Source organism: Streptomyces sp. Xyl84 (assembly GCF_059731885.1).
Window position 1 is genome coordinate 5,451,426 of the sequence record NZ_AP029182.1, and the last position, 21,429, is coordinate 5,472,854.

The 21,429-nt window shown below is 75.2% G+C and carries 21 protein-coding genes; 14 read left to right on the plus strand and 7 right to left on the minus strand.

Translation table 11 applies throughout. The features are described from left to right. Positions 1-13: 13 nt before the first annotated feature. On the plus strand, positions 14-604 hold the full coding sequence (locus AC6I72_RS23635) for an ArsR/SmtB family transcription factor (RefSeq protein WP_498003208.1): 591 nt from the start codon (positions 14-16) through the stop codon (positions 602-604). Positions 605-838: 234 nt separating this feature from the next. Further along, positions 839-2,080, plus strand: a complete 1,242-nt coding sequence (locus AC6I72_RS23640) for an MFS transporter (protein WP_498003209.1) — start codon at positions 839-841, stop codon at positions 2,078-2,080. 174 nt (positions 2,081-2,254) lie between these two features. On the opposite strand, the gene AC6I72_RS23645 is transcribed toward AC6I72_RS23640, so the two are convergent. Further along, on the minus strand, positions 2,255-2,890 hold the full coding sequence (locus tag AC6I72_RS23645) for a TIGR03085 family metal-binding protein (protein ID WP_498003210.1): 636 nt from the start codon (positions 2,888-2,890) through the stop codon (positions 2,255-2,257). A gap of 83 nt (positions 2,891-2,973) precedes the next feature. On the opposite strand from AC6I72_RS23645, the gene hisI reads away from it, so the two are divergent. From hisI to lgt, 11 genes are all read left to right on the plus strand, one after another. After that, on the plus strand, positions 2,974-3,396 hold the full coding sequence (gene hisI, locus AC6I72_RS23650) for a phosphoribosyl-AMP cyclohydrolase (protein WP_498003211.1): 423 nt from the start codon (positions 2,974-2,976) through the stop codon (positions 3,394-3,396). A gap of 11 nt (positions 3,397-3,407) precedes the next feature. Beyond that, positions 3,408-4,898, plus strand: a complete 1,491-nt coding sequence (locus tag AC6I72_RS23655) for an anthranilate synthase component I (protein WP_498003212.1) — start codon at positions 3,408-3,410, stop codon at positions 4,896-4,898. An 83-nt stretch (positions 4,899-4,981) separates the two neighbouring features. Further along, positions 4,982-5,629: a TIGR02234 family membrane protein gene (locus AC6I72_RS23660; RefSeq protein WP_498003213.1), complete on the plus strand. Its 648-nt coding sequence runs from the start codon at positions 4,982-4,984 to the stop codon at positions 5,627-5,629. A 140-nt stretch (positions 5,630-5,769) separates the two neighbouring features. Further along, positions 5,770-6,018: an HGxxPAAW family protein gene (locus AC6I72_RS23665; RefSeq protein ID WP_037863604.1), complete on the plus strand. Its 249-nt coding sequence runs from the start codon at positions 5,770-5,772 to the stop codon at positions 6,016-6,018. Between the two features lie 110 nt (positions 6,019-6,128). After that, a complete protein-coding gene (locus tag AC6I72_RS23670) occupies positions 6,129-6,632 on the plus strand; it encodes a DUF2752 domain-containing protein (RefSeq protein WP_498003214.1) in 504 nt (167 codons plus the stop codon). A 185-nt stretch (positions 6,633-6,817) separates the two neighbouring features. Continuing rightward, entirely contained in the window at positions 6,818-7,627 is an 810-nt protein-coding gene (gene trpC, locus AC6I72_RS23675; protein ID WP_366723456.1) for an indole-3-glycerol phosphate synthase TrpC, read from the plus strand. 127 nt (positions 7,628-7,754) lie between these two features. Continuing rightward, complete coding sequence (gene trpM, locus AC6I72_RS23680; RefSeq protein ID WP_199811710.1) at positions 7,755-7,919, plus strand: tryptophan biosynthesis modulator TrpM; 165 nt, start codon at positions 7,755-7,757, stop codon at positions 7,917-7,919. A gap of 126 nt (positions 7,920-8,045) precedes the next feature. Further along, entirely contained in the window at positions 8,046-9,329 is a 1,284-nt protein-coding gene (trpB, locus tag AC6I72_RS23685; protein WP_498003215.1) for a tryptophan synthase subunit beta, read from the plus strand. Beyond that, entirely contained in the window at positions 9,326-10,144 is an 819-nt protein-coding gene (gene trpA / locus AC6I72_RS23690) for a tryptophan synthase subunit alpha (protein WP_037863598.1), read from the plus strand. Before trpB ends, trpA begins: the two co-directional genes overlap by 4 nt. A 113-nt stretch (positions 10,145-10,257) precedes the next feature. Next, a complete protein-coding gene (locus AC6I72_RS23695) occupies positions 10,258-11,031 on the plus strand; it encodes a DsbA family protein (protein ID WP_498003216.1) in 774 nt (257 codons plus the stop codon). A gap of 167 nt (positions 11,032-11,198) precedes the next feature. After that, complete coding sequence (gene lgt / locus AC6I72_RS23700) at positions 11,199-12,341, plus strand: prolipoprotein diacylglyceryl transferase (protein ID WP_498003217.1); 1,143 nt, start codon at positions 11,199-11,201, stop codon at positions 12,339-12,341. 66 nt (positions 12,342-12,407) lie between these two features. Here the strand turns inward: lgt and AC6I72_RS23705 are convergent, their stop codons facing one another. The 6 genes from AC6I72_RS23705 to AC6I72_RS23730 are packed head-to-tail and all read right to left on the minus strand — an operon-like array spanning position 12,408 to position 20,082. Next, positions 12,408-13,541, minus strand: coding sequence for an HpcH/HpaI aldolase/citrate lyase family protein (locus AC6I72_RS23705; RefSeq protein ID WP_498003218.1), 1,134 nt, complete (start codon positions 13,539-13,541; stop codon positions 12,408-12,410). Beyond that, positions 13,538-14,800 carry a CaiB/BaiF CoA transferase family protein gene (locus AC6I72_RS23710; RefSeq protein ID WP_498003219.1) on the minus strand — a complete coding sequence of 421 codons (1,263 nt, stop codon included), beginning with the start codon at positions 14,798-14,800 and terminating at the stop codon, positions 13,538-13,540. Before AC6I72_RS23710 ends, AC6I72_RS23705 begins: the two co-directional genes overlap by 4 nt. Continuing rightward, on the minus strand, positions 14,797-16,215 hold the full coding sequence (locus AC6I72_RS23715) for an ADP-ribosylglycohydrolase family protein (RefSeq protein ID WP_498003220.1): 1,419 nt from the start codon (positions 16,213-16,215) through the stop codon (positions 14,797-14,799). Before AC6I72_RS23715 ends, AC6I72_RS23710 begins: the two co-directional genes overlap by 4 nt. Then, positions 16,203-17,384: an ADP-ribosylglycohydrolase family protein gene (locus AC6I72_RS23720; RefSeq protein WP_498003221.1), complete on the minus strand. Its 1,182-nt coding sequence runs from the start codon at positions 17,382-17,384 to the stop codon at positions 16,203-16,205. Before AC6I72_RS23720 ends, AC6I72_RS23715 begins: the two co-directional genes overlap by 13 nt. Positions 17,385-17,392: 8 nt before the next feature. After that, complete coding sequence (locus AC6I72_RS23725; RefSeq protein WP_498003222.1) at positions 17,393-18,514, minus strand: ADP-ribosylglycohydrolase family protein; 1,122 nt, start codon at positions 18,512-18,514, stop codon at positions 17,393-17,395. After that, positions 18,511-20,082 (minus strand): ADP-ribosylglycohydrolase family protein, encoded by a 1,572-nt coding sequence (locus AC6I72_RS23730; RefSeq protein WP_498003223.1) that lies wholly within the window; start codon positions 20,080-20,082, stop codon positions 18,511-18,513. The genes AC6I72_RS23725 and AC6I72_RS23730 overlap by 4 nt, the downstream gene beginning before the upstream one ends. A 517-nt stretch (positions 20,083-20,599) precedes the next feature. Between AC6I72_RS23730 and AC6I72_RS23735 the strand changes: the two genes are divergently transcribed. Then, complete coding sequence (locus AC6I72_RS23735) at positions 20,600-21,331, plus strand: VIT1/CCC1 transporter family protein (protein ID WP_498003224.1); 732 nt, start codon at positions 20,600-20,602, stop codon at positions 21,329-21,331. Positions 21,332-21,429 lie beyond the last annotated feature (98 nt).

The window sequence follows — 21,429 nt, forward strand, 5'->3', positions numbered from 1 at the left end:
CTAGCGTGGAGGCATGTCGGACAGGGAACGAGACCGCCGGATCAAGGACCTGGGCACGCTCAAGGCGATCGCCCACCCCCTGCGGATGAATCTGTACCGGGCGCTGACCGTCGCCCGCACCGCGACCGCCTCCCAGCTCGCCGAACAGGTCGACGAGGCCGTCTCCCTCGTCAGCTACCACCTGCGCAAGCTGGCCGAGCACGGGCTCATCGAGGAGGCCGAGCCGCAGACCACGGACGGCAGGGAACGCTGGTGGCAGCCCGCCAGCGACGGCGTCAGCATCCACGACGAGGACTTCTCCGACGCCCCCGAGAAAGCCGCCGCGCACACCGCCGCCAGCCGCCTCTTCTTCGAACAGCGCGCCGACCTGTACCGGCGCTTCCTGGACGAGCGCGCGCACTGGCCCGAGGTGTGGACGAAGGCGTCCGACACCTCCGAATGGCTGCTCAAGCTCACCCCGGACGAACTGACCGAGCTGTCCAAGCGCATGTACGACCTCGTACGCGAGTACGAGGAGCGCGGGCGCGCGGCCACCGCCGCGGGCGACACGGAGAACCGCGAGAACGTGGCGGTCCACACCTACGGCTTCCCGTTCCGCACCTGACGGCTTAGAGCTGCGAACAGAAGTGGGCCCCGGCGGGCGGCGCCCGGCACGCGCCCTCGCCGCGTTGCCGGAAGGCCCTGACAGCTCCGCTACAAGGACCTTCCGGCGCCTTGCGATCGCACGCACCGGACACCGCCCGCTGATCGGAACCCACTTTTGTTCGCAGCTCTTAGACCGCGCCCGGCCCCCCCGGCGGCCGGCGCCCGACCTCGCGCCCCGAGAGGACGTACCGCCGTGACCAGCACACTCGCGCCTGCGGCAGGCCTGCGCCGCAGACCGGCCCACCGTGACCCCAACGTCCTGCGCTGGCTCGGCGGCTACGCCTCGTCCGCGGTCGGGGACAACGTCTACTACATCGCCCTGTCCTGGGCGGCCGTCCAGGCCGGCACCCCCGCGCAGGCCGGGCTCGTCACCGCGGCCGGTGCGCTGCCGCGCGCCCTGCTGATGCTGGGCGGGGGAGTGGTCGCCGACCGCTACGGGCCGCGCCGTGTCGTCCTGGGCAGCACCGCCGCGCGCGGCGCCCTCGTCCTGACCGCGGCCGTCCTGCTGCTCGTGACCAGCCCCGGTCTGTGGGTGCTGGGCGCGGTCGCCGTGCTCTTCGGGGTCGTCGACGCCGTCTTCCTGCCGGCCGCGGGCGCCCTGCCCGCGCGGATGGCCGACCGCTCCCAGCTCGCCAGGGTCCAGGGCATGCGCGGCCTGGCCACCCGGCTCGCCAACGTCCTCGGCGGCCCCCTCGGCGGCCTCGGCGTCGCCGTGGGCGGCACCGCGGGCGCGTTCGGCCTGGCCGCCCTCCTGGTCGGCCTGTCCCTGCCGCTCCTGCTGACCGTCCGCGTCGGACGGCCGGACCCCGCCGACGGGCCCGGCGGACGTGCGGTCCTGACCGAGCTGCGGGACGGTCTGCGGCACATCCGGCAGGACCCCGTACTGCGTCCCCTCGTCGTCGCCATCGCCCTCAGCGACCTCGGCTTCGTCGGGCCGATGAACCTCGGGCTCACCCTCCTCGCCCAGCAGCGCGACTGGGGCTCGGCGGGCATGGGCTGGGTGCTGGCCGGGTTCGGCGCCGGCGCCGGCGCGGCCTCGCTGCTGCTCACCTGGCGGGGCCGGGTGCCGCATGCCGCGGCGGTGGCCGCGGCCGCCGGCCTGCTGTCCGCCGTCGCCGTCGCCGCCCTCGCCCAGGTGCCGTCCGTGCCCGCCGCGGCCGGCGTGGCGGTGCTCATCGGCGTGAGCGCCGGTCTCGCCGGAGCGCTGTGCGGGGCACTGGTCCAGGTCCGGGCCGGCGCCGCCTACATCGGCCGGGTGACCTCGGTCTCCACCCTGGTGAGCTTCGGCGTCGCGCCCCTCACCTTCCCGCTGGTCGGCGGGGCCGTCGCCCTGTGGGGGACCGGGCCGGTGTTCGCGGTCTGCGCCGCGGTGAGCGGTCTGGCGGGACTCGTCGTCCTGGGCGTCCCCGACCTGCGCCGCGCCGAACTCCCCTGACGCTCCCGGCCCCCGCCTCCGCGGAGCCCTCGCCCCGGAGCCCCGGCCCCGCGCCACGCCGCCCCCTCAAGACCGGTGCCACCCCGCGCCCCGCCCGGGGGCAGGGACCGGCCCTCTTCCCGGCCGGTCCCCCCGGTCGCGGCAGGCGCCTGCCGCCCCGCTCCCGCCCGGGGTTCAGAACCCCAGCTGCTTGGTCTCCGACACCTTCGCGACGGCGTCCTGCTCGCCCTCCAGCTCCACCCGGGCCGCGCTCTGCCGGCCGAAGGCGAACAGCAGCAGCTCCGCCGGTTCGCCGGTCGCCGTGACCACGGGCGTGCCGCGGTGGGCGACGGCCGTCTCACCGTTCGGGCGGCGCAGCACCAGGCCCGTCGGGATGCCCCGGCCCAGCAGCCGGGCGGTGCGCTCCAGGCGCGACCACAGGGCCTCCTGGAAGACCGGGTCGAGTTCGCGCGGCGACCAGTCCGGCTGGGCCCGCCGCACGTCCTCCGCGTGCACGTAGAACTCGACGGTGTTGGCCGCTTCGTCGACCTGCTTGAGCTGGAAGGGTGAGAACCGCGGCGGGCCGGTCCTGATCAGCTGGATCAGCTCCTCGTACGGCTTCGCCGCGTACTCCTCCAGAACCTTCTCCAGCCGGGACGCCAGCGGCTTGATCAGCGCACCCCCCGCCGCGTCCGGGCGCCGCTCGCGCACCACCACGTGCGCGGCGAGGTCACGGGTGCGCCAGCCCTCGCAGAGGGTGGGCGCGTCCGGGCCGGCGGTCTCCAAGAGGTCGGCGAGCAGGAGCCGTTCACGCTTGGCAAAGGTCGACATGGGCTCAGCCTACGACTCCGGGCCGGGTCCGCCCACTGGACGGCCGGCCCTGGCCACCGGCCGCGCGCGGCACAATGGCACCCATGACCAGCACGCCCGGCACCCCCCGGCCCAGCAGCCTCGACCCGGAGATCGCCGCCCGCCTCAAGCGCGGCGCCGACGGGCTCGTCCCCGCCATCGCCCAGCAGTACGACACCGGCGAGGTGCTCATGCTCGGCTGGATGGACGAGGAGGCGCTGCACCGCACCCTGACCACCGGCCGCTGCACCTACTGGTCGCGCAGCCGCCGGGAGTACTGGGTCAAGGGCGACACCTCCGGCCACTTCCAACGGGTCAAGTCCGTCGCGCTCGACTGCGACGCGGACACCGTGCTGGTCAAGGTCGACCAGGTCGGCGCCGCCTGCCACACCGGCGACCGCACCTGCTTCGACGCCGACGTCCTGCTGGAGGACGGCGGCGCCGCCCGGACCGCCGCCGATTCCGGCGCACCCGCCGCGGATCAGTAAGGTCGGCCGCCATGGACCTCGAGACCTTCCGCAAACTGGCCGGCGACCGCCGCGTCGTCCCGGTCACCCGCAAGCTCCTCGCCGACGGCGACACCCCCGTCGCGCTCTACCGCAAGCTCGCCGCCGAGCGCCCCGGCACCTTCCTGCTGGAGTCCGCGGAGAACGGCCGCTCCTGGTCCCGCTACTCCTTCGTCGGCGTCCGCAGCTCGGCCACCCTCACCGAGAAGGACGGCCGCACCCACTGGCTGGGCACCCCGCCGGTCGGCGTCCCCGTCGAGGGCGACCCGCTCGCCGCGCTGCGGGCCACCGTCGAGGCCCTGCACACCCCGCGCGACCTCGCCCACGACCTGGGCCTGCCGCCCTTCACCGGCGGCATGGTCGGCTACCTCGGCTACGACGTCGTGCGCCGCCTGGAGAAGATCGGCCCCGGCGAACGGGACGACCTGAAGCTCCCCGAGCTGACCATGCTGCTCACCTCCGACCTCGCCGTCCTCGACCACTGGGACGGCACGGTGCTGCTGATCGCCAACGCGATCAACCACAACGACCTCGACACCGGCGTCGACGAGGCCCACGCCGACGCCGTCGCCCGGCTGGACGCGATGGAGGCCGACCTGTCCCGGCCCGTCGCCCAGCCCCCGGCCGCCCTGCCGCCCTCCGAACTGCCCGAGTACACCGCCCTGTGGGGCGGTGCCGACTTCCGGGCGGCCGTCGAGGACGTCAAGGAGCGCATCCGCGCGGGCGAGGCCTTCCAGGTCGTCCCCTCCCAGCGCTTCGAGACACCGTGCACGGCGAGCGCGCTGGACGTCTACCGGGTGCTGCGGGCCACCAACCCCTCGCCGTACATGTACCTGTTCCGCTTCGACGGCTTCGACGTCGTCGGCTCCTCGCCCGAGGCCCTGGTGAAGGTCGAGGACGGGCGGGCCATGGTCCACCCCATCGCCGGCACCCGGCCCCGCGGCGCCACCCCGCAGCAGGACCAGGCCCTCGCCGACGAACTCCTCGCCGACCCCAAGGAGCGCGCCGAGCACCTGATGCTCGTCGACCTCGGCCGCAACGACCTCGGCCGGGTCTGCGAGCCCGGCTCCGTCGAGGTCGTCGACTTCATGTCCATCGAGCGGTACTCGCACGTCATGCACATCGTCTCGACGGTGACCGGACGGGTCGCCGCCGGCCGCACCGCCTTCGACGTGCTCACCGCCTGTTTCCCGGCGGGCACCCTCTCCGGCGCGCCCAAGCCCCGCGCGATGCAGATCATCGACGAACTCGAGCCGTCTCGGCGCGGGTTGTACGGCGGCTGCGTCGGATACCTCGACTTCGCGGGCGACTCCGACACCGCCATCGCCATCCGCACCGCCCTGCTGCGCGAGGGCACGGCCTACGTCCAGGCGGGCGCCGGGATCGTCGCGGACTCCGACCCGGTGGCCGAGGACACCGAGTGCCGCAACAAGGCCGCCGCGGTGCTGCGGGCGGTGCACACCGCCAACCGGCTGGCGCCGTAGGGCGGCTGCGCCGGAGCGGGGCGGGCCGATGGGGTGCATCTCACGGAACCCCGGGTGACGGTTCGCCCCGGCTCCACGCGATAGTGGAGTACGTGACTGCTGTTCCTCACCCCCGTACCGAAGCCGCCGCGTCCGCCCGCTCCGGCCGCCGCAGCCTCGCCGTCGCCCTGCTGTGCGGGGCGCTCGGCGCGGCCGTGGCGCTGCTGGCCTCCCGGCAGCGCTGGGCGGAGGGCACCACGACGGTCGCCGGCGGCGTCTTCCCCCTGACCGCCAAGGGCAGCGAGGTCACGGGCGTGCCCGCGGCGCTCGCCATAGTGGGCCTGGCCGCGCTCGTCGCCGTCTTCGCCGTGCGCCGCTCCGGCCGGCTGCTGGTCGCCGCCCTCCTCGCGCTCTCCGGCGCGGGCACCGTCGCCGCCGCCCTCTCCGGCGCCTCCGACGGCGGGGTGCTCGACGAGAAGGCCGCGCAGACCTCCGGCGTCACGGCCGCCACCGCCGCCTCGCTCAGCCACACCGCCTGGCCCTACGTCGCCGCGGCAGGCGGGGTGCTGCTCCTGCTGGCCGGGCTGCTGGCCCTGCGCTACGGCCGCCTGTGGCCCGCCATGTCCGGCCGCTACGAGCGTTCCGGGGCGCCCCGCCCCCGCGCGGCCAAGCCCCTCGACCCCGACCGCCCCGAGGACCTCTGGAAGGCCCTGGACCGCGGCGAGGACCCGACCGGCGCCGGCCCGGCCTGACCGCCGCCCGGCCAAGTCCGCTTCCCGTTGTGATGAAACGGGTACGCGAGGCGCCACCCCCGCTCACGTCCCGCGCACGCGTACGGGACAATGGACCCGAGCGTCCGGCTCAGACACGTACAAGCAACGAGGAGCAAGTCATGGCGGGCAGCAGCCACGGTCACACCCCGGCCGCCTGGACCGGTGTCATCATCGCCTTCATCGGTTTCCTGGTCGCGGGCGCCTTCATGGTGATGGCCCAGCCGGTCGGCTTCTGGGTCGGCATGGGCGTCGTGCTGCTCGGCGGTGTCGTCGGCGGCATCATGCGCATCATGGGCATGGGCCAGAAGAACGAGCACCCGGTGCACCAGGTCGCGGCCAAGGGCGCACCGGCCGGCGCCAAGGGCTGACACCGCCACGGCGGACCCGTACGAGACGACGTGGAGGGGCGGCCCGGTGCCGCCCCTCACGCGTGCCGCGCCGGCCTCTCCCCGCGCGCGGGCGGCCCCTTGCGGGCAGAATGCCTGGCGTGAACGCTGACAGGCAGCGGGTGGCGCGCGGGCGGCTGCCCGTTCCCGCCCCGAGGTGCACGCCCGAGGACAGGGCGGTGCCGGCGCGGGGCGTCCGGGCCGTGTACGGGCGGCTCGCCGTCCCGGGCGCGGTCCTGGCCGCCGTCGCCGGCGCCTTCGCGTACGTCGGGGCGGTCGACCCCGGCCGGCCGGGGCACTACCCCGCCTGCCCCCTGCTGGCCTGCACCGGCCTGTACTGCCCCGGCTGCGGCGGACTGCGCAGCGCCCACGCCTTCGTCCACGGCGACCTCCTCGCGGCCCTGCGGGACAACGCGCCCGCCGTCGCCGGCTACCTGGCCTTCGCCGTGCTGTGGACGCTCTGGGCGGTCCGCTCGATCCGCGGGCGGCCCCTGCGGATCGAACCGCGCCCGGTGCACCTGTGGACCCTGGGCGTCCTGGTCGCGGCCTTCACCGTTGTCCGGAACCTGCCCTTCGGCGGCTGGCTCCACCCTTGATCCACGGACGTGTGTCCAGGTAATGGGACCGGGGTCGGCCGGATGCGAGGCCTCGCCCCTCCTGCGGATACCATCGCAGTGACCACCGGTTCCGCCCGCTTGATCCGCCCGATCCGCCTCAAGCGGTCCGCCGGAGGCCGCTCGATCCGCTGGAACATCCCACCGTCTGGAAGGGGGCCGCTCGCGTGAGTGTGCTCGACGAGATCATCGACGGAGTCCGTGCCGACCTTTCGGAGCGGCAGGCGCGCGTCAGCCTCGACGAGCTCAAGGAGCGCGCGGCGAAGGCGCCGGCCGCCAAGGACGGCGTGGCCGCGCTCCGCGGCGACGGCGTCAAGGTGATCTGCGAGGTCAAGCGCTCCAGCCCGTCCAAGGGCGCGCTGGCCGCGATCGCCGACCCGGCCGGACTCGCCGCGGACTACGAGGCCGGCGGCGCCTCCGTCATCTCGGTCCTGACCGAGCAGCGGCGCTTCGGCGGCTCGCTCGCCGACCTGGAGGCCGTCCGCGCCCGCGTGGACATCCCGGTGCTGCGCAAGGACTTCATCGTCACGTCGTACCAGCTGTGGGAGGCCCGCGCCTACGGCGCCGACCTCGCCCTGCTGATCGTCGCCGCCCTCGACCAGCCGGCCCTGGAGTCGCTGATCGAGCGCGCCGTGTCCATCGGCCTCACCCCCCTCGTCGAGGTCCACGACGAGGAAGAGGTCGAACGCGCGGTCGACGCCGGCGCCAAGGTGATCGGCGTCAACGCCCGCAACCTGAAGACCCTCGAGGTCGACCGCGACACCTTCGAGCAGATCGCCCCGGAGATCCCCGACCACATCGTCAAGGTCGCCGAGTCCGGCGTCCGCGGCCCGCACGACCTGATCGCCTACGCCAACGCGGGCGCCGACGCGGTGCTGGTCGGCGAGTCGCTGGTCACCGGCCGCGACCCGAAGACCGCCGTCGCCGACCTGGTGGCCGCCGGGACGCACCCGGCGCTGCGGCACGGCCGGGGCTGAGAGTTGCGAGCAGAAGGGGAGTCCGATCAGCTCGCGGCGTCCGGCACGCCGCGAGCGTGCGTGCCGGACGCCGCGAGCCGGGCTCCCCTTTTGTTCGCAGCTCTGAGGCGCCGGTAGGCTGGGCCCGATGACTCTCACCGTGACGACCGTCGACCGGCACGCCCGCCTGGCGCGCGGCTGCCGCCCCCGGGGCTGCCGTGCCCCGGCGCGGCGCGTGCACGGCCGCCGTGTCCGGTACGTCATCGGTGACGAACCGGGGCAGGTCAACGGGCGCCGATGGCAGCGTCCCTGAAGGGGCGCGGGGAACTGCGCGAGCAACCACGTCCGGTCCGCGGCCGCGAGTAGACCGCGGCCGGGAGGAGACCCCCGCCCCCACGGCGAACAGTGTTCTTCCACGCACTCACCGTGAGGTTCTGGCATGCCCAGCGATTTCTTCTTCCCCGACCCGGAGGGTCAGGTCCCCAGTGCCGAGGGCTACTTCGGCGCCTACGGCGGCAAGTTCATCCCGGAGGCGCTCGTCGCCGCCGTGGACGAGGTCGCCGTCGAGTACGACAAGGCGAAGGCCGACCCCGCCTTCGCCCGCGAGCTGGACGACCTGCTCGTCCACTACACCGGACGGCCCAGCGCCCTGACCGAGGTGCCCCGCTTCGCCGAGCACGCCGGCGGCGCCCGGGTGTTCCTCAAGCGCGAGGACCTCAACCACACCGGCTCCCACAAGATCAACAACGTGCTCGGCCAGGCCCTGCTCACCAAGCGCATGGGCAAGACCCGCGTGATCGCGGAGACCGGAGCCGGCCAGCACGGTGTCGCCACCGCCACCGCCTGCGCCCTGTTCGGCCTCGACTGCACGATCTACATGGGCGAGATCGACACGCGGCGCCAGGCGCTCAACGTGGCCCGGATGCGCATGCTCGGCGCCGAGGTCGTGGCCGTGAAGTCCGGCAGCCGCACCCTGAAGGACGCCATCAACGAGGCGTTCCGGGACTGGGTCGCCAACGTCGACCGCACCCACTACCTGTTCGGCACCGTCGCCGGCCCCCACCCGTTCCCGGCCATGGTCCGCGACTTCCACCGGGTCATCGGCGTCGAGGCCCGCCGCCAGCTCCTCGAACGCGCCGGACGGCTGCCCGACGCCGCGGTCGCCTGCGTCGGCGGCGGCTCCAACGCCATCGGCCTCTTCCACGCCTTCATCCCCGACGAGGGCGTCCGCCTGATCGGCTGCGAACCCGCCGGACACGGCGTGGAGACCGGCGAGCACGCGGCGACCCTGACCGCGGGCGAGCCCGGCATCCTGCACGGTTCCCGCTCCTACGTCCTCCAGGACGAGGAGGGCCAGATCACCGAGCCGTACTCCATCTCCGCCGGTCTGGACTACCCGGGCATCGGCCCCGAGCACTCCTACCTCAAGGACTCGGGCCGCGGCGAGTACCGCGCCGTCACCGACGACGCCGCCATGCAGGCGCTGCGCCTGCTGTCGCGCACCGAGGGCATCATCCCGGCCATCGAGAGCGCCCACGCGCTGGCCGGCGCCCTGGAGGTCGGCCGCGAACTGGGTCCGGACGGGCTGCTCGTGGTCAACCTCTCCGGCCGCGGCGACAAGGACATGGACACCGCGGCCCGCTACTTCGGCCTGTACGACACCGACGCCGAGGTGGCCGCCGACGCCGCCGACACCGCCGAGATCGAGGGGGACGCCAAGTGAGCGGCACCATCCAGCTTCTGTCGGACACCCTCGCCGCCGCGCGCGCGGAGGGCCGCTCGGCACTCATCGCCTACCTCCCGGCGGGCTTCCCCACCGTGGACGGCGGCATCGAGGCGATCAAGGCCGTCTTCGACGGCGGCGCCGACGTCGTCGAGGTGGGCCTGCCGCACAGCGACCCGGTGCTCGACGGGCCGGTCATCCAGACCGCCGACGACATCGCCCTGCGCGGCGGGGTCCGGATCGCCGACGTGATGCGCACCGTCCGCGAGGCGCACGCGGCCACCGGCAAGCCGGTCCTGGTCATGACGTACTGGAACCCCATCGACCGCTACGGCGTCGAGCGGTTCACCGCCGAACTGGCCGAGGCGGGCGGCGCCGGGTGCATCCTGCCCGACCTGCCCGTCCAGGAGTCCGGCCTGTGGCGCGAGCACGCCGAGAAGCACGGCCTGGCCACCGTCTTCGTCGTGGCGCCCAGCAGCAAGGACGCTCGGCTGGCCGAGATCACCGCGGCCGGTTCCGGCTTCGTCTACGCCGCCTCGCTGATGGGCGTCACCGGCACCCGCGAGTCGGTGGGCGCGCAGGCGCAGACCCTGGTGGAGCGCACCCGCGCCACCGGCACCGGCCTGCCCGTCTGCGTCGGCCTGGGTGTCTCCACCCCGGCCCAGGCCGCTGAGGTCGCCGGGTTCGCGGACGGGGTGATCGTCGGCTCTGCGTTCGTCAAGCGGATGCTGGACGCCCCGGACGCCGCGGCCGGTGTCGAGGCGGTCCGGACGCTCGCCGGGGAGCTGGCCCGCGGAGTGCGCGGACAGGCGTAGCCGGACCGACACCCGGGCAGGCATAGCTGGACAACACGGGACATTCGGTCACTCGAACGGGTGGACCTGGGACCGGGGAGGCGCAATGCGCCTCCCCGGTTCGTTCTGGTGGTGTGAGCGAGAAGAACCATGACGGAAAGCGCACCGCCCGCCGGCGGCTGGCGGCCGAGCGCGAGAAGCAGAAGGCCTCGGAGCGGCGCCGCCGCACGCTGATCGTGGCCGCCAGCGTGGTCTGCGTGCTGGCCCTGGCGACGGTGATCGGCGTGCTCGCCGCGAACTCCGGCAAGAAGAAGAGCACCGGTACGGGCCCCGTCGCGGCGCCCTCGGGCGCGCAGGGCAAGGACAGTCTCGCGATCCCGGTCGGCAAGGACAGCGCCAGGTCGACGCTCACCGTGTGGGAGGACTTCCGCTGCCCGGCCTGCCAGGCCTTCGAGGCGGCGTACCGGCCGACCGTCCACGAACTGACCGCCGCAGGCAAGCTCAGGGTGGAGTACCACCTGGTCCGGCTGATCGACGGCAACCTCGGCGGCAGCGGCTCGCTGCGCGCGGCCAACGCCGCGGCCTGCGCCCAGGACGCGGGCAGGTTCCCCGCCTTCCACGACGTGCTGTACGACAACCAGCCCAAGGAGACGGACGACGCCTTCGCGGACAACGCCAAGCTGATCGAGCTGGCCCGCAAGGTGCCCGGCCTGGACACCCCGGCCTTCCAGACATGCGTCAGGAACGGCACGCACGACAGCTGGGTCGACAAGTCCCACCAGGCCTTCCAGGCCGGCGGCTTCTCGGGCACCCCGACGGTCCTGCTGAACGGCAAGAACATCATCGAGGACCGCTCGATGACCCCGGCCAAGCTCAAGCAGCAGGTGGAGGCCGCCGACAAGGGATGAACCCGGACGGACGAGCGGCGGGAGAAGGTGACCGGGGATGAGCAAGAGGCCGGTGAGGGGGGCGCGCGGGTGCGGGCCGCGACGTCCCCGGGCGGGTGCCCGTTATGGACCCGTAGCCGGGATGCCCGTCCTGGGCCCGCTCCGGCTGCGGTAGCGTCGACCCTGCCATGGAACTTGCCTACATTCCCAGCCCGTCGCACGGAGTGGTGTACCTCGGTCCCATTCCGCTGCGCGGCTACGCGTTCTGCATCATCATCGGCGTCTTCGTCGCCGTCTGGCTCGGCAACAAGCGCTGGGTCGCCCGCGGCGGACGGGCCGGCACGGTGGCCGACATCGCGGTCTGGGCCGTGCCGTTCGGCCTGGTGGGCGGCCGGCTCTACCACGTGATCACGGACTACGAGCTGTACTTCAGCGAGGGCCGTGACTGGGTGGACGCCTTCAAGGTGTGGCAGGGCGGACTCGGCATCTGGGGCGCGATCGCGCTCGGCGCGCTGGGCGCGTGGATCGGTGCCCGCCGCCGGGGCGTCCCGATGCCCGCCTACGCGGACGCGGTCGCCCCGGGCATCGCCTTCGCGCAGGCCCTCGGCCGCTGGGGCAACTGGTTCAACCAGGAGCTGTACGGGCGGGAGACGCACGTCCCCTGGGCGCTGCACATCACCTCGTCGGCGGACGGCCGGGTGCCGGGGTACTACCACCCGACCTTCCTCTACGAGTCCCTGTGGTGCATCGGCGTCGGCGTCCTGGTCATCTGGGCCGACCGCCGCTTCAAGCTGGGCCACGGCCGGGCGTTCGCCCTGTACGTGGCGGCGTACTGCGTGGGCCGCGGCTGGATCGAGTACATGCGCGTCGACGACGCCCACCACATCCTCGGTCTGCGTCTGAACGACTGGACGGCCCTGGTGGTCTTCCTCCTCGCGGTGGCCTACATCTGGATCTCGGCGAAGAAGCGGCCGGGCCGGGAGGCAGAGGTCGAACGGGGCGTGTCCGCCGACGCGGAGGGCACCGGACCGGACGGGGCGGAGACGGAGGCGGCCCAGGCCCCGGCGGGCAAGGGCACCGCCGCCCCCGCGGACTCGGTCCCGCGGCCCGCCGCCGGCACGGCGGACGCCCCGAAGGTGAGCGTCACCAAGGCGGGCGCCACCGAGGCCGCCGGCACGAAGACCGCGGGCGCCAGGACCACCGGCACCGAAGCCACCGGCACCGAGGCGGCCGGTGCGGCTCCCGTTGACGGGGACGCCGCCGGAACCGGCGGCGGCGCCTCGGAGGCGGCCGGTGTGAAGGACGAGGCGGGCTCGGCCAAGAAGGGCTGACCGCCGGCGGTCGTACGTGCGTGGAGGGCGCCCCCGTTCCGGGAGGCGCCCTCCACGCGTGCGGGGTCAGTACCTGCGGGCCAGCGCCAGGGTCCGCCGGGCCGCCGCCACGACCGCCGCGTCGATGAAACGGCCGTCGGGCAGGGCGTGGGCGCCCCGGTCCACGGTGGCCGCCTTGACGACCGTCTCGGCCTCCTCCAGCTCGCGGTCGGTCGGCAGGTAGGCGCGTTCGATGATCGGCAACTGCCGGGGGTGGATGGCCGCCCGGCCGAGGAACCCCAGGGCGCGGCCGTGCGCGCAGGAGGCCGCCAGTCCTTCCAGGTCGCGGATGTCGGGGTGGACGGACTGGGCGGGCGGGGCGAGCCCCGCCGCGCGGGCGGCGACGACGACCCGCGCACGGCACCAGTCGAGGCCGGCGTCCTGGCGCACCCCGAGGTCGGCGCGGAGATCGGCCTCGCCGATCGAGACACCCCGCAGGGACGGGTGCGCGGAGGCGATGGCATAGGCCTGCTCGACGGCCAGGGCGTTCTCCAGCAGGGCGTACAGCGGCGGTCCCGCGCCGTGGGCAGCGTCCCCCGGCAGGGCGTACCCGGGCCCGGTGGCCTCCTCCGGCAGGGCGTGCCCGGGCCCGGAGGCCGCCCCGCGCTCCCCGTCCGCGGCACACCCGCAGGCTGCGGCCGCCGGTTCCCGGCAGGTTCCCTGCCCCCGGACCGCGCACCGGCTCGCCCCGGCCCCACCGCGCCCGCGCGTCCCGGCCGCCTCCACGGCCTCCTCGCCCCCGTGTCCGCCCCCGCCGCACTCGCGGTGCGCGCCGCGCCCCCCGTGCGCCGCGCACCCCGCGAGCCGCGCCCGGGGGCCGCCGGGCTCCGTGCGCTCCGCGATCCGGATCACCTGTCCGGCCGACGTCACCTTCGGCAGCCGCAGTCCGGCGAGGCCCACGCGCGGGACCACGGCCGCGAGGTCCGCCGCCACCAGCGGTCCGTCCAGCGCGTTGACGCGCACGTGGACCGGGACCGGCGGCGGTTCCGTCAGGAGTTCGGCGGTGGCGGCGCGGGCGTACTCCTTGCGGTCCGGCGCGACCGCGTCCTCCAGGTCGATCACGACCACGTCCGCGCCGGAGGCGAGGGCCTTGGTCACGACGTGGGGGCGGTCGCCGGGGACGTAGAGCCAGGTGAGCGGGAAGGGGGCGGTGGCCGTCACAGGGCGCCCTCCGCGCGCAGCGCCGCCAGCTCCTCGGGGGTCAGACCGAGTTCGGTCAGCACCGCGTCGGTGTCCGCGCCGTGCGGGCGGCCCGCCCAGCGGATCGCGCCTGGAGTGGCGGACAGCCGGAAGAGGACGTTCTGCATCCGCATCCGGCCCAGCTCCGGGTCGTACAGCGTGGTCAGGCTGCCCAGGGCCTGGTACTGCGGGTCCGCGACCACGTCCCGGACGTCCTGGATCGGGGCGATCGCCGCCTGGGCCTTCTCGAAGGCGGCCATGACCTCGGTGCGGGTGTGCCGGGCGATCCAGCCGCCGACCGCCTCGTCGAGGACGTCGGCGTGGGCCGCCCGCCCGGCGCCGGTCGCGAACCACGGTTCGCCGGTCAGCTCCGGGCGTCCCACCAGCCGCAGCACGCGCTCCGCCACCGACTGCGCCGAGGCGGACACGGCGACCCAGGTGCCGTCCGCGGTGCGGTAGGTGTTGCGCGGGGCGTTGTTCTGGGTGCGGTTGCCGGTGCGGGGCTGGACGTAGCCGAGCTGGTCGTACCAGAGGGGCTGCGGCCCGAGGACGGTCAGGATGGGTTCGATGATCGCCATGTCGACGATCTGTCCCGCTCCGGTGCGTTCCCGGGCGGCGAGGGCGGTCATCACGGCGTACGCCGTGGCCAGGCCCGCGATCGAGTCGGCGAGCCCGAAGGGCGGCAGGGTCGGCGGTGCGTCGGGCTCGCCGGTGATCGCGGCGAAGCCGCTCATCGCCTCCGCGAGGGTGCCGAACCCGGGCCGGGACGCGTACGGGCCGAACTGGCCGAAGCCGGTGACCCGGGCGAGGACCAGGCGCGGGTTGGCCGCGGACAGTTCCGGCCAGCCCAGTTCCCACCGCTCCAGGGTGCCGGGGCGGAAGTTCTCCACGATCACGTCGGCGGTCGCGGCCAGCCTGAGCAGGGTGGCACGGCCGCCGGGCCGGGACAGGTCCAGGGTGATGGCGCGTTTGTTGCGGCCGAGGAGCTTCCACCACAGGCCGACGCCGTTCTTCGACGGGCCGTGGCCCCGGGCGGGGTCGGGTCTGGCCGGGTGCTCGACCTTGATGACCTCGGCACCGAAGTCACCGAGCATCATGGCGGCGATCGGCCCGGCGAACAGGGTGGCCAGGTCCAGGACCCGCAGCCCGGCGAGCGGCGGCGAGGCCTGCGGCGCGTCCGGGTCCGGGGCGGGGCCGTGCGCGTGTGGGCCGGGCGTGGGGCCGTGCGCGTGCGGGGTCATGGGCGGGATGCCTCCTGGTGGGTGAGGCGGGCCAGGGCGTCGAAGCCGGTGCCGTCGAAGTCGCCGACGGTCGTGGCGAGCCGGTTCTTGAGCGGCGCGGTCCACCGGTCGGGGAGCGCGGCGGGCGAGCCGGCGAGGAGACCGGCGACGGATCCGGCGGTGGCGCCGTTGGAGTCGGTGTCCCAGCCGCCCGAGACCACCCGGCAGATGGAGGCCGTGAAGTCGCCGTCGGCGTGGGTGAGGGCGGCGGCGATCAGAGCGGTGTTCGGCACGGCGTGCACCCAGTGGTAGCCGGCGTGCGCGGCGTGCAGTTCGTCCACGACGGTGTCGAAGTCCTCGTGCGCGGCGGCCAGCCGGATGGCGTGACGGACCGCGCGGGCGAGCCGGGAGCCGGGCGGTACGACCTTCAGTCCCGTGGCCAGGCAGGCGTGCACGTCATGGGTGCCGGTCGCCGCGGCGGCGATCACGGCGGCGGCGAACATGGCGGCGTAGACGCCGTTCGCGGTGTGGCTGAGGACGGCGTCGCGGTACGCCTGTCCGGCCGCGGCGGCCGGATCGCCCGGGTTGGTCCAGCCGTGCGCGTCGGCGCGGATGAGGGCGCCGATCCACTCGCGGAACGGGTTGCGGTGGCGGGCGGTGCGCGGTGGTTCGATGCCGAGCAGGAGGTTGCGGTAGGCGACGCGTTCGGCGGTGAAGGTGCGGCCCGCGGGCAGTTCGTCCAGCCAGAGGCGGGCCAGGTCGGCGGTGGTGAAGTCGCGGCCGTGGCGGCGCAGGAGGAGCAGCGCCAGCAGCGGGTGGTCGAGATCGTCGTCCTCGGGCATGCCGTCGATGTTCTCGGCCAGGCAGGTGCCCGCCGAGCGGCGGTTCCAGGGGTGGGCGGCCGCCAGGTCCTCGGGCACGCCCCGCGCGGTGAACCAGGTGCTGAGCGGCCAGTTGCCGGTGGCGCGGGCCAGTTGGCGGATGCCGTCGAGGGGGAGTTTCTCCACGGGTTTGCCCAGCAGGCAGCCCGCGGCCCGGCCCAGCCAGGCGGCTTCGAAGCGGTCCGGGGCGGGCACGGCGGGCCGGTCCCCGGCTCCGGCCTCCCCGGCTCCCTTCTCCGGGGTCCTGCCTGCCCCGGCTCCGCTCTCCGGGGCAGGCCAGTCGGGGCACAGGGCCCTGATCGCCGCGAGGCCGGTGGGTTCCGCCTCCGCGAACCGGCTCGGCAGTTCGGCCAGTTCGTCCAGGAGGTCCTCGGCCAGCAGGCGGAGGTAGCGGGAGGCCGGCTGCGGCGAGGCGCCGGACCGGGCCGGGGCGTCGAAGCCGCCCGCGGCCCGCCACCGGGCGGCGACCGCGGAGGGCTCGCGGCCGTCCTGCACCGCCTGGCGCAGCTCGTGGCCCAGCAGGTCCTCCGGCTGGACCCAGGTCAGGCGGAGCATCCCGGACCTCCCATCCCGGCGAACGCCCGTTCGTGCGCCCGCCGCCGTCGTACGTCCTTCTCGAAGACCTCCCGGGCCACCGCGGCCAGCGTGCGCGCGGGCTCCCACAGGTCCAGCCGGCTGGCCTCCGCCACCGTCTTCGCCCAGTCCTGCGGCACCGGCGAGCCGAGCGCTCCCGCCAGCGCCCCGGCCATCGTCGCGATGGAGTCGCAGTCACGGCCGTAGTTCACCGCGCCGAGGACGGCCCGCCGGTAGTCGCCGCGCGCCACCAGCAGCATGCCCAGCGCGACGGGCAGTTCCTCGATCGCGTGCAGCCGGGAGGGGCGGCGGGCGCCGAGCGAGGGGCTGCGGTAGTCCGGCCCGACCGTGTCGTACGGGGCGACGGCCGCCCGCAGCGGGCCCAGCGCCGACTCGAAGTCGGTGTGGTCGCGGGCCACTTCGCACACGTCCTCGATCGCCGCCCGGGTGCCGTCCTTGGCCAGGGACAGACAGGCCGTCACGACCGAGTCGGGCGTGGCCCCCGGCGCGCAGGCCGCGGCCACCCCGGCCGCGAGCACGCCCGCCGCCTCCCGCCCGTACGACGACTGGTGGGCGCCCGCGACGTCCAGGGCCTCGGCGTACGCGGCCCGGGGGTCGGCCGCGTTGACCAGGCCGACCGGGGCCATGTACATCGCGGCACCGCAGTTGACGATGTTGCCGGTGCCCGCCTCCCGCGGGTCGACGTGGCCGTAGTGCAACCGCGCCACGAGCCACTTCTCGGCCAGGAAGACGCGGTGCAGCGGCAGGGCCTCCGCCTCCAGTTCCGGGATCCAGCGCGGCTCGGTCATCAGGTCGGGGACGAGGCGGTCGGCGACGGCGTAGGCGTCGAGGTGGTCGCGGACCTGCGCGTATACCCGCACCAGTGCGTGCGTCATCAGGGTGTCGTCGGTGACGTGGCCGTCCCCCTTGTGGTACGGCGCGATCGGGCGGGCGGTGCGCCACTCGTCGCCGTTCCAGGGGCCGACGATGCCGTGGACCCGGCCGCCGTGGCGCTCCACGATCTGATCGGGGGAGTAGCCCTCGACGGGACCGCCGAGCGCGTCGCCGACGGCCGCGCCGACGAGGGAGCCGGTGATCCGTTCGTCCAGACTCGCACCCGGTCCGATGGTTTCTTCTCCTCTGGGCGTCATGCCCCGAATCATCCTCCTGGCGGGACTGGTTGCGCGGCTTCCAGGAGTCCGGCGAGTTCCACCAGGTCGGTGCCGGTGAGGCGGGGCAGTACGCAGCCGGCCAGGGTGCGGCAGGCGTCGCGCCAGGACCGGGGGACCGCCGCGCCGCCGCCCAGCGCGCCGGTGAGCGCGCCCGTCAGGGCCGGGGCGGAGTCCGCGACCCGGGACAGGCAGGCGGCGGCGGGCAGTGCCCGCGCGAGACGGCCGTCCGCCGCGGTGGCCAGGGCGAGTGCGACCGGTACGGTCTCGGCGGCGGCGACGCCGTAGCTGTAGACGTGGTCGACGATCTGGTGCTCCAGCAGCGGCACCAGCTCGAACGCGTCCTCGCAGTCGGCCGTCAGCGCCAGCGCGTGCCGCGCGTTGCGGCCGATCTCGGTGCCCTCGGGCAGCTCGGCGAGGGCGGCCGAGACGCAGGTGCCGACCTGTGCTCCGGTCAGGGCCAGGGCGAGCGCCGCCGCCATCGCGCGGGCGCCGTGCACGCCGTCGCCGTCCTGCGTGTAGCGGGCGTCGAACTCGGCGAGGTCGGCGGCGGCCCGGGCGTCTCCCGGGTGGGCGACGGCCAGGGCGCAGGCCCGCACGCAGGCCGCGTCGTCGAAGTAGTGCGGGTTGTCGTGGCCGGTGGCGGGCGGGCGCAGGCCGGTGGCGAGGTTGCCGAGACCCGCCCGGACGGAGATGCGGGCCCGCAGCGGCAGCACGGCGGACTCGATCTCGGCGGCGCGTTCGGCCGCCGCCGCGACCTCGCTCGCCACGGCGTTCCAGGTGAGGTCGATCGCGGCCCGCATCCGGCGCTCCCGGCTCAGGTCGCCGAGCGCGCCGTCGTCCCCGGCCCGCAGCACCGCCTCCGCCGCGAACGCCGCCCACTCGGCGTCGTCGGAGGGGCCCAGGCGCAGCGGCTCGGGGGACTGGTTGAGGGCGACGGGGACGGGCAGCGTGGTGGTCGCGTTCTCCTCGGCGAAGGTGTCCAGCTCCCGGGTGAGCCGCCGGGTCCACCGCGGCATCCGGGCGGCCCGGTGCCGCGCGGCCGGCCACCCGGCGGCGTCCCCCGCCGCCAGCCCGAGCAGCAGACCCTCGACCCGCCGGTGCCCGCTCACCGCCCGGCCTCGCCTTCGTCGCAGGTGAGGACGTAGGTGGCGGGGTCGGGTCGGGGCTCTGAAGGGGGATCGGCGGGGTCGTCCTGGGGTGTGCCGGCCGTTCGTGCGTCACCTCGGGGGTGCGCGGGGGCGCCGACGCCGGCGGGGGAGGAGGCGTGGGGGCAGGCGGGGGTGGACGGGGCCGCGGCCGTCGCTGCGGCGCCGGCGAGCGCCGGTGCGGGAAGGACCGGGTCCGGGCGGCGCTCGCCGGCGGGTCCGGCCTGACCGGTCACCGGGGAGCCGGGCCGCCCGGCGGAGTCGGGGCGGGCGGGAGCGGACGGGGTGCCCGGCGCGGCGGTGGCGGCGGGGGCGGTCTTGGCCGGAGGTACGGAGGTGGGGTTGGAGGCGGTCGTCGCGAGGGGGAGGGAGGCGGTGGCGGGCGTGCTCGCCGCCATGGGTACCGGGGCAGCGGCGGCGGTCGTCGCGGGTGCGGGGGTGGTGGCGGTCGTGGTCAGGGGCGCGGGGGTGCCGGGGGGCGGGGGAGCGGGCGAGTCGTCCCGTACGGGCGCGCCCGCGGCCGGACGGGCGGGGGCGGCCGGGTGACCGGCCGCGGCGGCCCGGGTCAGCAGGAGGTCGGCCACCTCCAGCACGTGCCGCCCGGCCACCGACGGCAGGCAGCTGCCCCGGGCCGGGCCGATGGGGGCCGCCCATTCCTCCGGGATGGCGGTCACCCCTTGGGTCGCGCCGGCCAGGGCGCCCGCGACCGCGGCCGTGGTGTCGGCGTCGCGGCCCATGTTGACGGCGGTCAGCACGGCGTCGCGGAAGTCACCGTCGGCGGCGGCGTACGCGCCGAAGGCGAGGGCGACCGCCTCGGGGGCGAGGTCGGACCACGGGTAGCCGGCGATGACGACGGCGGAGCGGACCGCGCGTTCGCCGCGGTGGGCGGCGGCCGTGGCGCGGCGCAGTGAGCGGGCCGTCCAGGAGTCGTCGGGGACGACGGCGAGCGCGGCGGCCACGACCGCGACCGGCGGCGCGCCCGCCATGGCCGCGGCGACTCCGGCCGCCACGGCCCGGCCGCCGTGGATGCCCTCGCCCTCGTGGCTGACGGAGCCGTCGACGGCCACCAGGCGGGCCGCCTCGGCGGGGCGTCCGGCGGCGAACACGCCGAAGGGCGCCGCCCGCATGGCCAGCCCGTCGCTCCAGGCGTGCCGGTGCTGTGCGGAGACCGGCGCGGCCAGGCCCCGGCGCAGGTTCTCCAGGGTGCCCCGCTCGCTGAAACCCGCGCCGCGGAAGGGCGCCTCGGCGCGGACGGTGATGTGCTCGTGCCAGGCCGCTTCCACGTCGGCGGGGGTGAGGGCGGCGCCGTGCCGGGCGAGCAGCAGGCCCGAGAAGAGGGCGTACTCGGTGTCGTCGGTGCCGGCCGGGTGGTCGGTGACGTAGCCGGTGACGCGGCCCCAGCGGGCGCGGATCTCGGAGGGTCTCAGGTTCTCGGCGGGCGCGCCGAGCGCATCCCCGACGGCCAGGCCGAGCAGTGCGCCGCGCGCACGGTCCCGCAGGCGGGCCGGTGCGGCGCAGGCGGTCGATGCCATCGCGGACTCTCCTCTCCAGGGCACCGCCGGTGACCCGCGCGGGACGCGGCCGGTTCCGCGCGGGCCCCGGCGGCACACCAGCGCCTCGCGCGGACGCAGGCGGTCCCCGTGGGCCCCAGCGGTCCTCACGGATCCCGGCGCCCACGGAACGCCGGCACACGCGCGGCCCTCGCGGGCCCGCCAGGCCGCACGGACTCCTGCGGCCCCGCGGACGCCGTCACGTCCGTGCCGGCCCCAGGGGGCCGGCGGTCTCGGAGGGCAAGTGGACCGGCGGTCCCGGCGGGCTCCTCTGCGGAACTGTCCCCGGTCACGGCCCCGACGCAGCCTGAACCGCCTCAGCATCACCCGTACGACATTTGTGCGTACTTCTGCACGGATGAGCAAAGAATGGTAAAGCCCCAGGTTAGCCCAGCCTTTCCTTGCTGGCGGCGGTGAAATTTCCGGCGTAGGTTCTGTGTTGTCAAAAAGTAGAACCAGTCCAAAAGCAAGCCTTGCCTAAGCTCCTGGGGGGACTCTCATGGCCATCCTCGACACCGAAGCGACCCTGCACGAGGCGCACCGCGACAACCACACGCACCGTGACGTGAACGGCGGCTGGCTGCGCCCGGCGGTCTTCGGCGCGATGGACGGCCTGGTCTCCAACCTCGCCCTGATGACCGGTGTCGCGGGCGGCGCCGTCAGCCGGCAGGCCATCGTCCTCACCGGCCTCGCCGGCCTGGCCGCCGGCGCCTTCTCCATGGCGGCCGGCGAGTACACCTCCGTCGCCTCCCAGCGGGAGCTGGTCGAGGCCGAGCTGGACGTCGAGCGGCGCGAGCTGCGCAAGCACCCGCAGGACGAGGAGGACGAGCTGGCCGCCCTGTACGCGGCGCGGGGTGTCGAGCCCGAGCTGGCGCGGGAGGTGGCCCGCCAGCTGTCCAGGGACCCGGAGCAGGCCCTGGAGATCCACGCCCGCGAGGAGCTGGGCATCGACCCCGGAGACCTGCCCTCCCCGCTGGTCGCGGCCGTCTCCTCGTTCGGCTCCTTCGCGCTGGGCGCGCTGCTGCCGCTGCTGCCCTACCTGCTGGGTGCCGGCGCGCTGTGGCCCGCCGTGCTGCTCGCCCTGACCGGCCTGTTCGCCTGCGGCGCGGTGGTGGCCAGGGTGACCGCGCGCACCTGGTGGTACAGCGGTTTGCGGCAGCTTGTCCTGGGTGGTGCCGCCGCCGGTGTGACGTACGCCCTGGGCACCCTGTTCGGAACGGCCGTAGGATGACGTCACTGGAACTTATGCGAGGGACCGCATAAGTAAGCCGTTACCCGCTGGTTTCGACCGTATGACCGCGGGGCATGAGCCGTAAGCGCTGTGGGCAA

Excerpts from the sequence above, each read along its gene's own strand:
- AC6I72_RS23645 (WP_498003210.1), bottom strand. The coding sequence starts at position 2,890 with ATGTCGACCTTTGCCAAGCGTGAACGGCTCCTGCTCGCCGACCTCTTG.
- AC6I72_RS23710 (WP_498003219.1), bottom strand. The coding sequence starts at position 14,800 with ATGACCCCGCACGCGCACGGCCCCACGCCCGGCCCACACGCGCACGGC.
- lgt (WP_498003217.1), top strand. The coding sequence starts at position 11,199 with ATGGAACTTGCCTACATTCCCAGCCCGTCGCACGGAGTGGTGTACCTC.
- trpB (WP_498003215.1), top strand. The coding sequence starts at position 8,046 with ATGCCCAGCGATTTCTTCTTCCCCGACCCGGAGGGTCAGGTCCCCAGT.
- hisI (WP_498003211.1), top strand. The coding sequence starts at position 2,974 with ATGACCAGCACGCCCGGCACCCCCCGGCCCAGCAGCCTCGACCCGGAG.
- trpM (WP_199811710.1), top strand. The coding sequence starts at position 7,755 with ATGACTCTCACCGTGACGACCGTCGACCGGCACGCCCGCCTGGCGCGC.
- AC6I72_RS23720 (WP_498003221.1), bottom strand. The coding sequence starts at position 17,384 with ATGACGCCCAGAGGAGAAGAAACCATCGGACCGGGTGCGAGTCTGGAC.
- AC6I72_RS23670 (WP_498003214.1), top strand. The coding sequence starts at position 6,129 with ATGCCTGGCGTGAACGCTGACAGGCAGCGGGTGGCGCGCGGGCGGCTG.
- AC6I72_RS23735 (WP_498003224.1), top strand. The coding sequence starts at position 20,600 with ATGGCCATCCTCGACACCGAAGCGACCCTGCACGAGGCGCACCGCGAC.
- AC6I72_RS23635 (WP_498003208.1), top strand. The coding sequence starts at position 14 with ATGTCGGACAGGGAACGAGACCGCCGGATCAAGGACCTGGGCACGCTC.
- AC6I72_RS23730 (WP_498003223.1), bottom strand. The coding sequence starts at position 20,082 with ATGGCATCGACCGCCTGCGCCGCACCGGCCCGCCTGCGGGACCGTGCG.
- AC6I72_RS23715 (WP_498003220.1), bottom strand. The coding sequence starts at position 16,215 with ATGCTCCGCCTGACCTGGGTCCAGCCGGAGGACCTGCTGGGCCACGAG.
- AC6I72_RS23655 (WP_498003212.1), top strand. The coding sequence starts at position 3,408 with ATGGACCTCGAGACCTTCCGCAAACTGGCCGGCGACCGCCGCGTCGTC.
- AC6I72_RS23665 (WP_037863604.1), top strand. The coding sequence starts at position 5,770 with ATGGCGGGCAGCAGCCACGGTCACACCCCGGCCGCCTGGACCGGTGTC.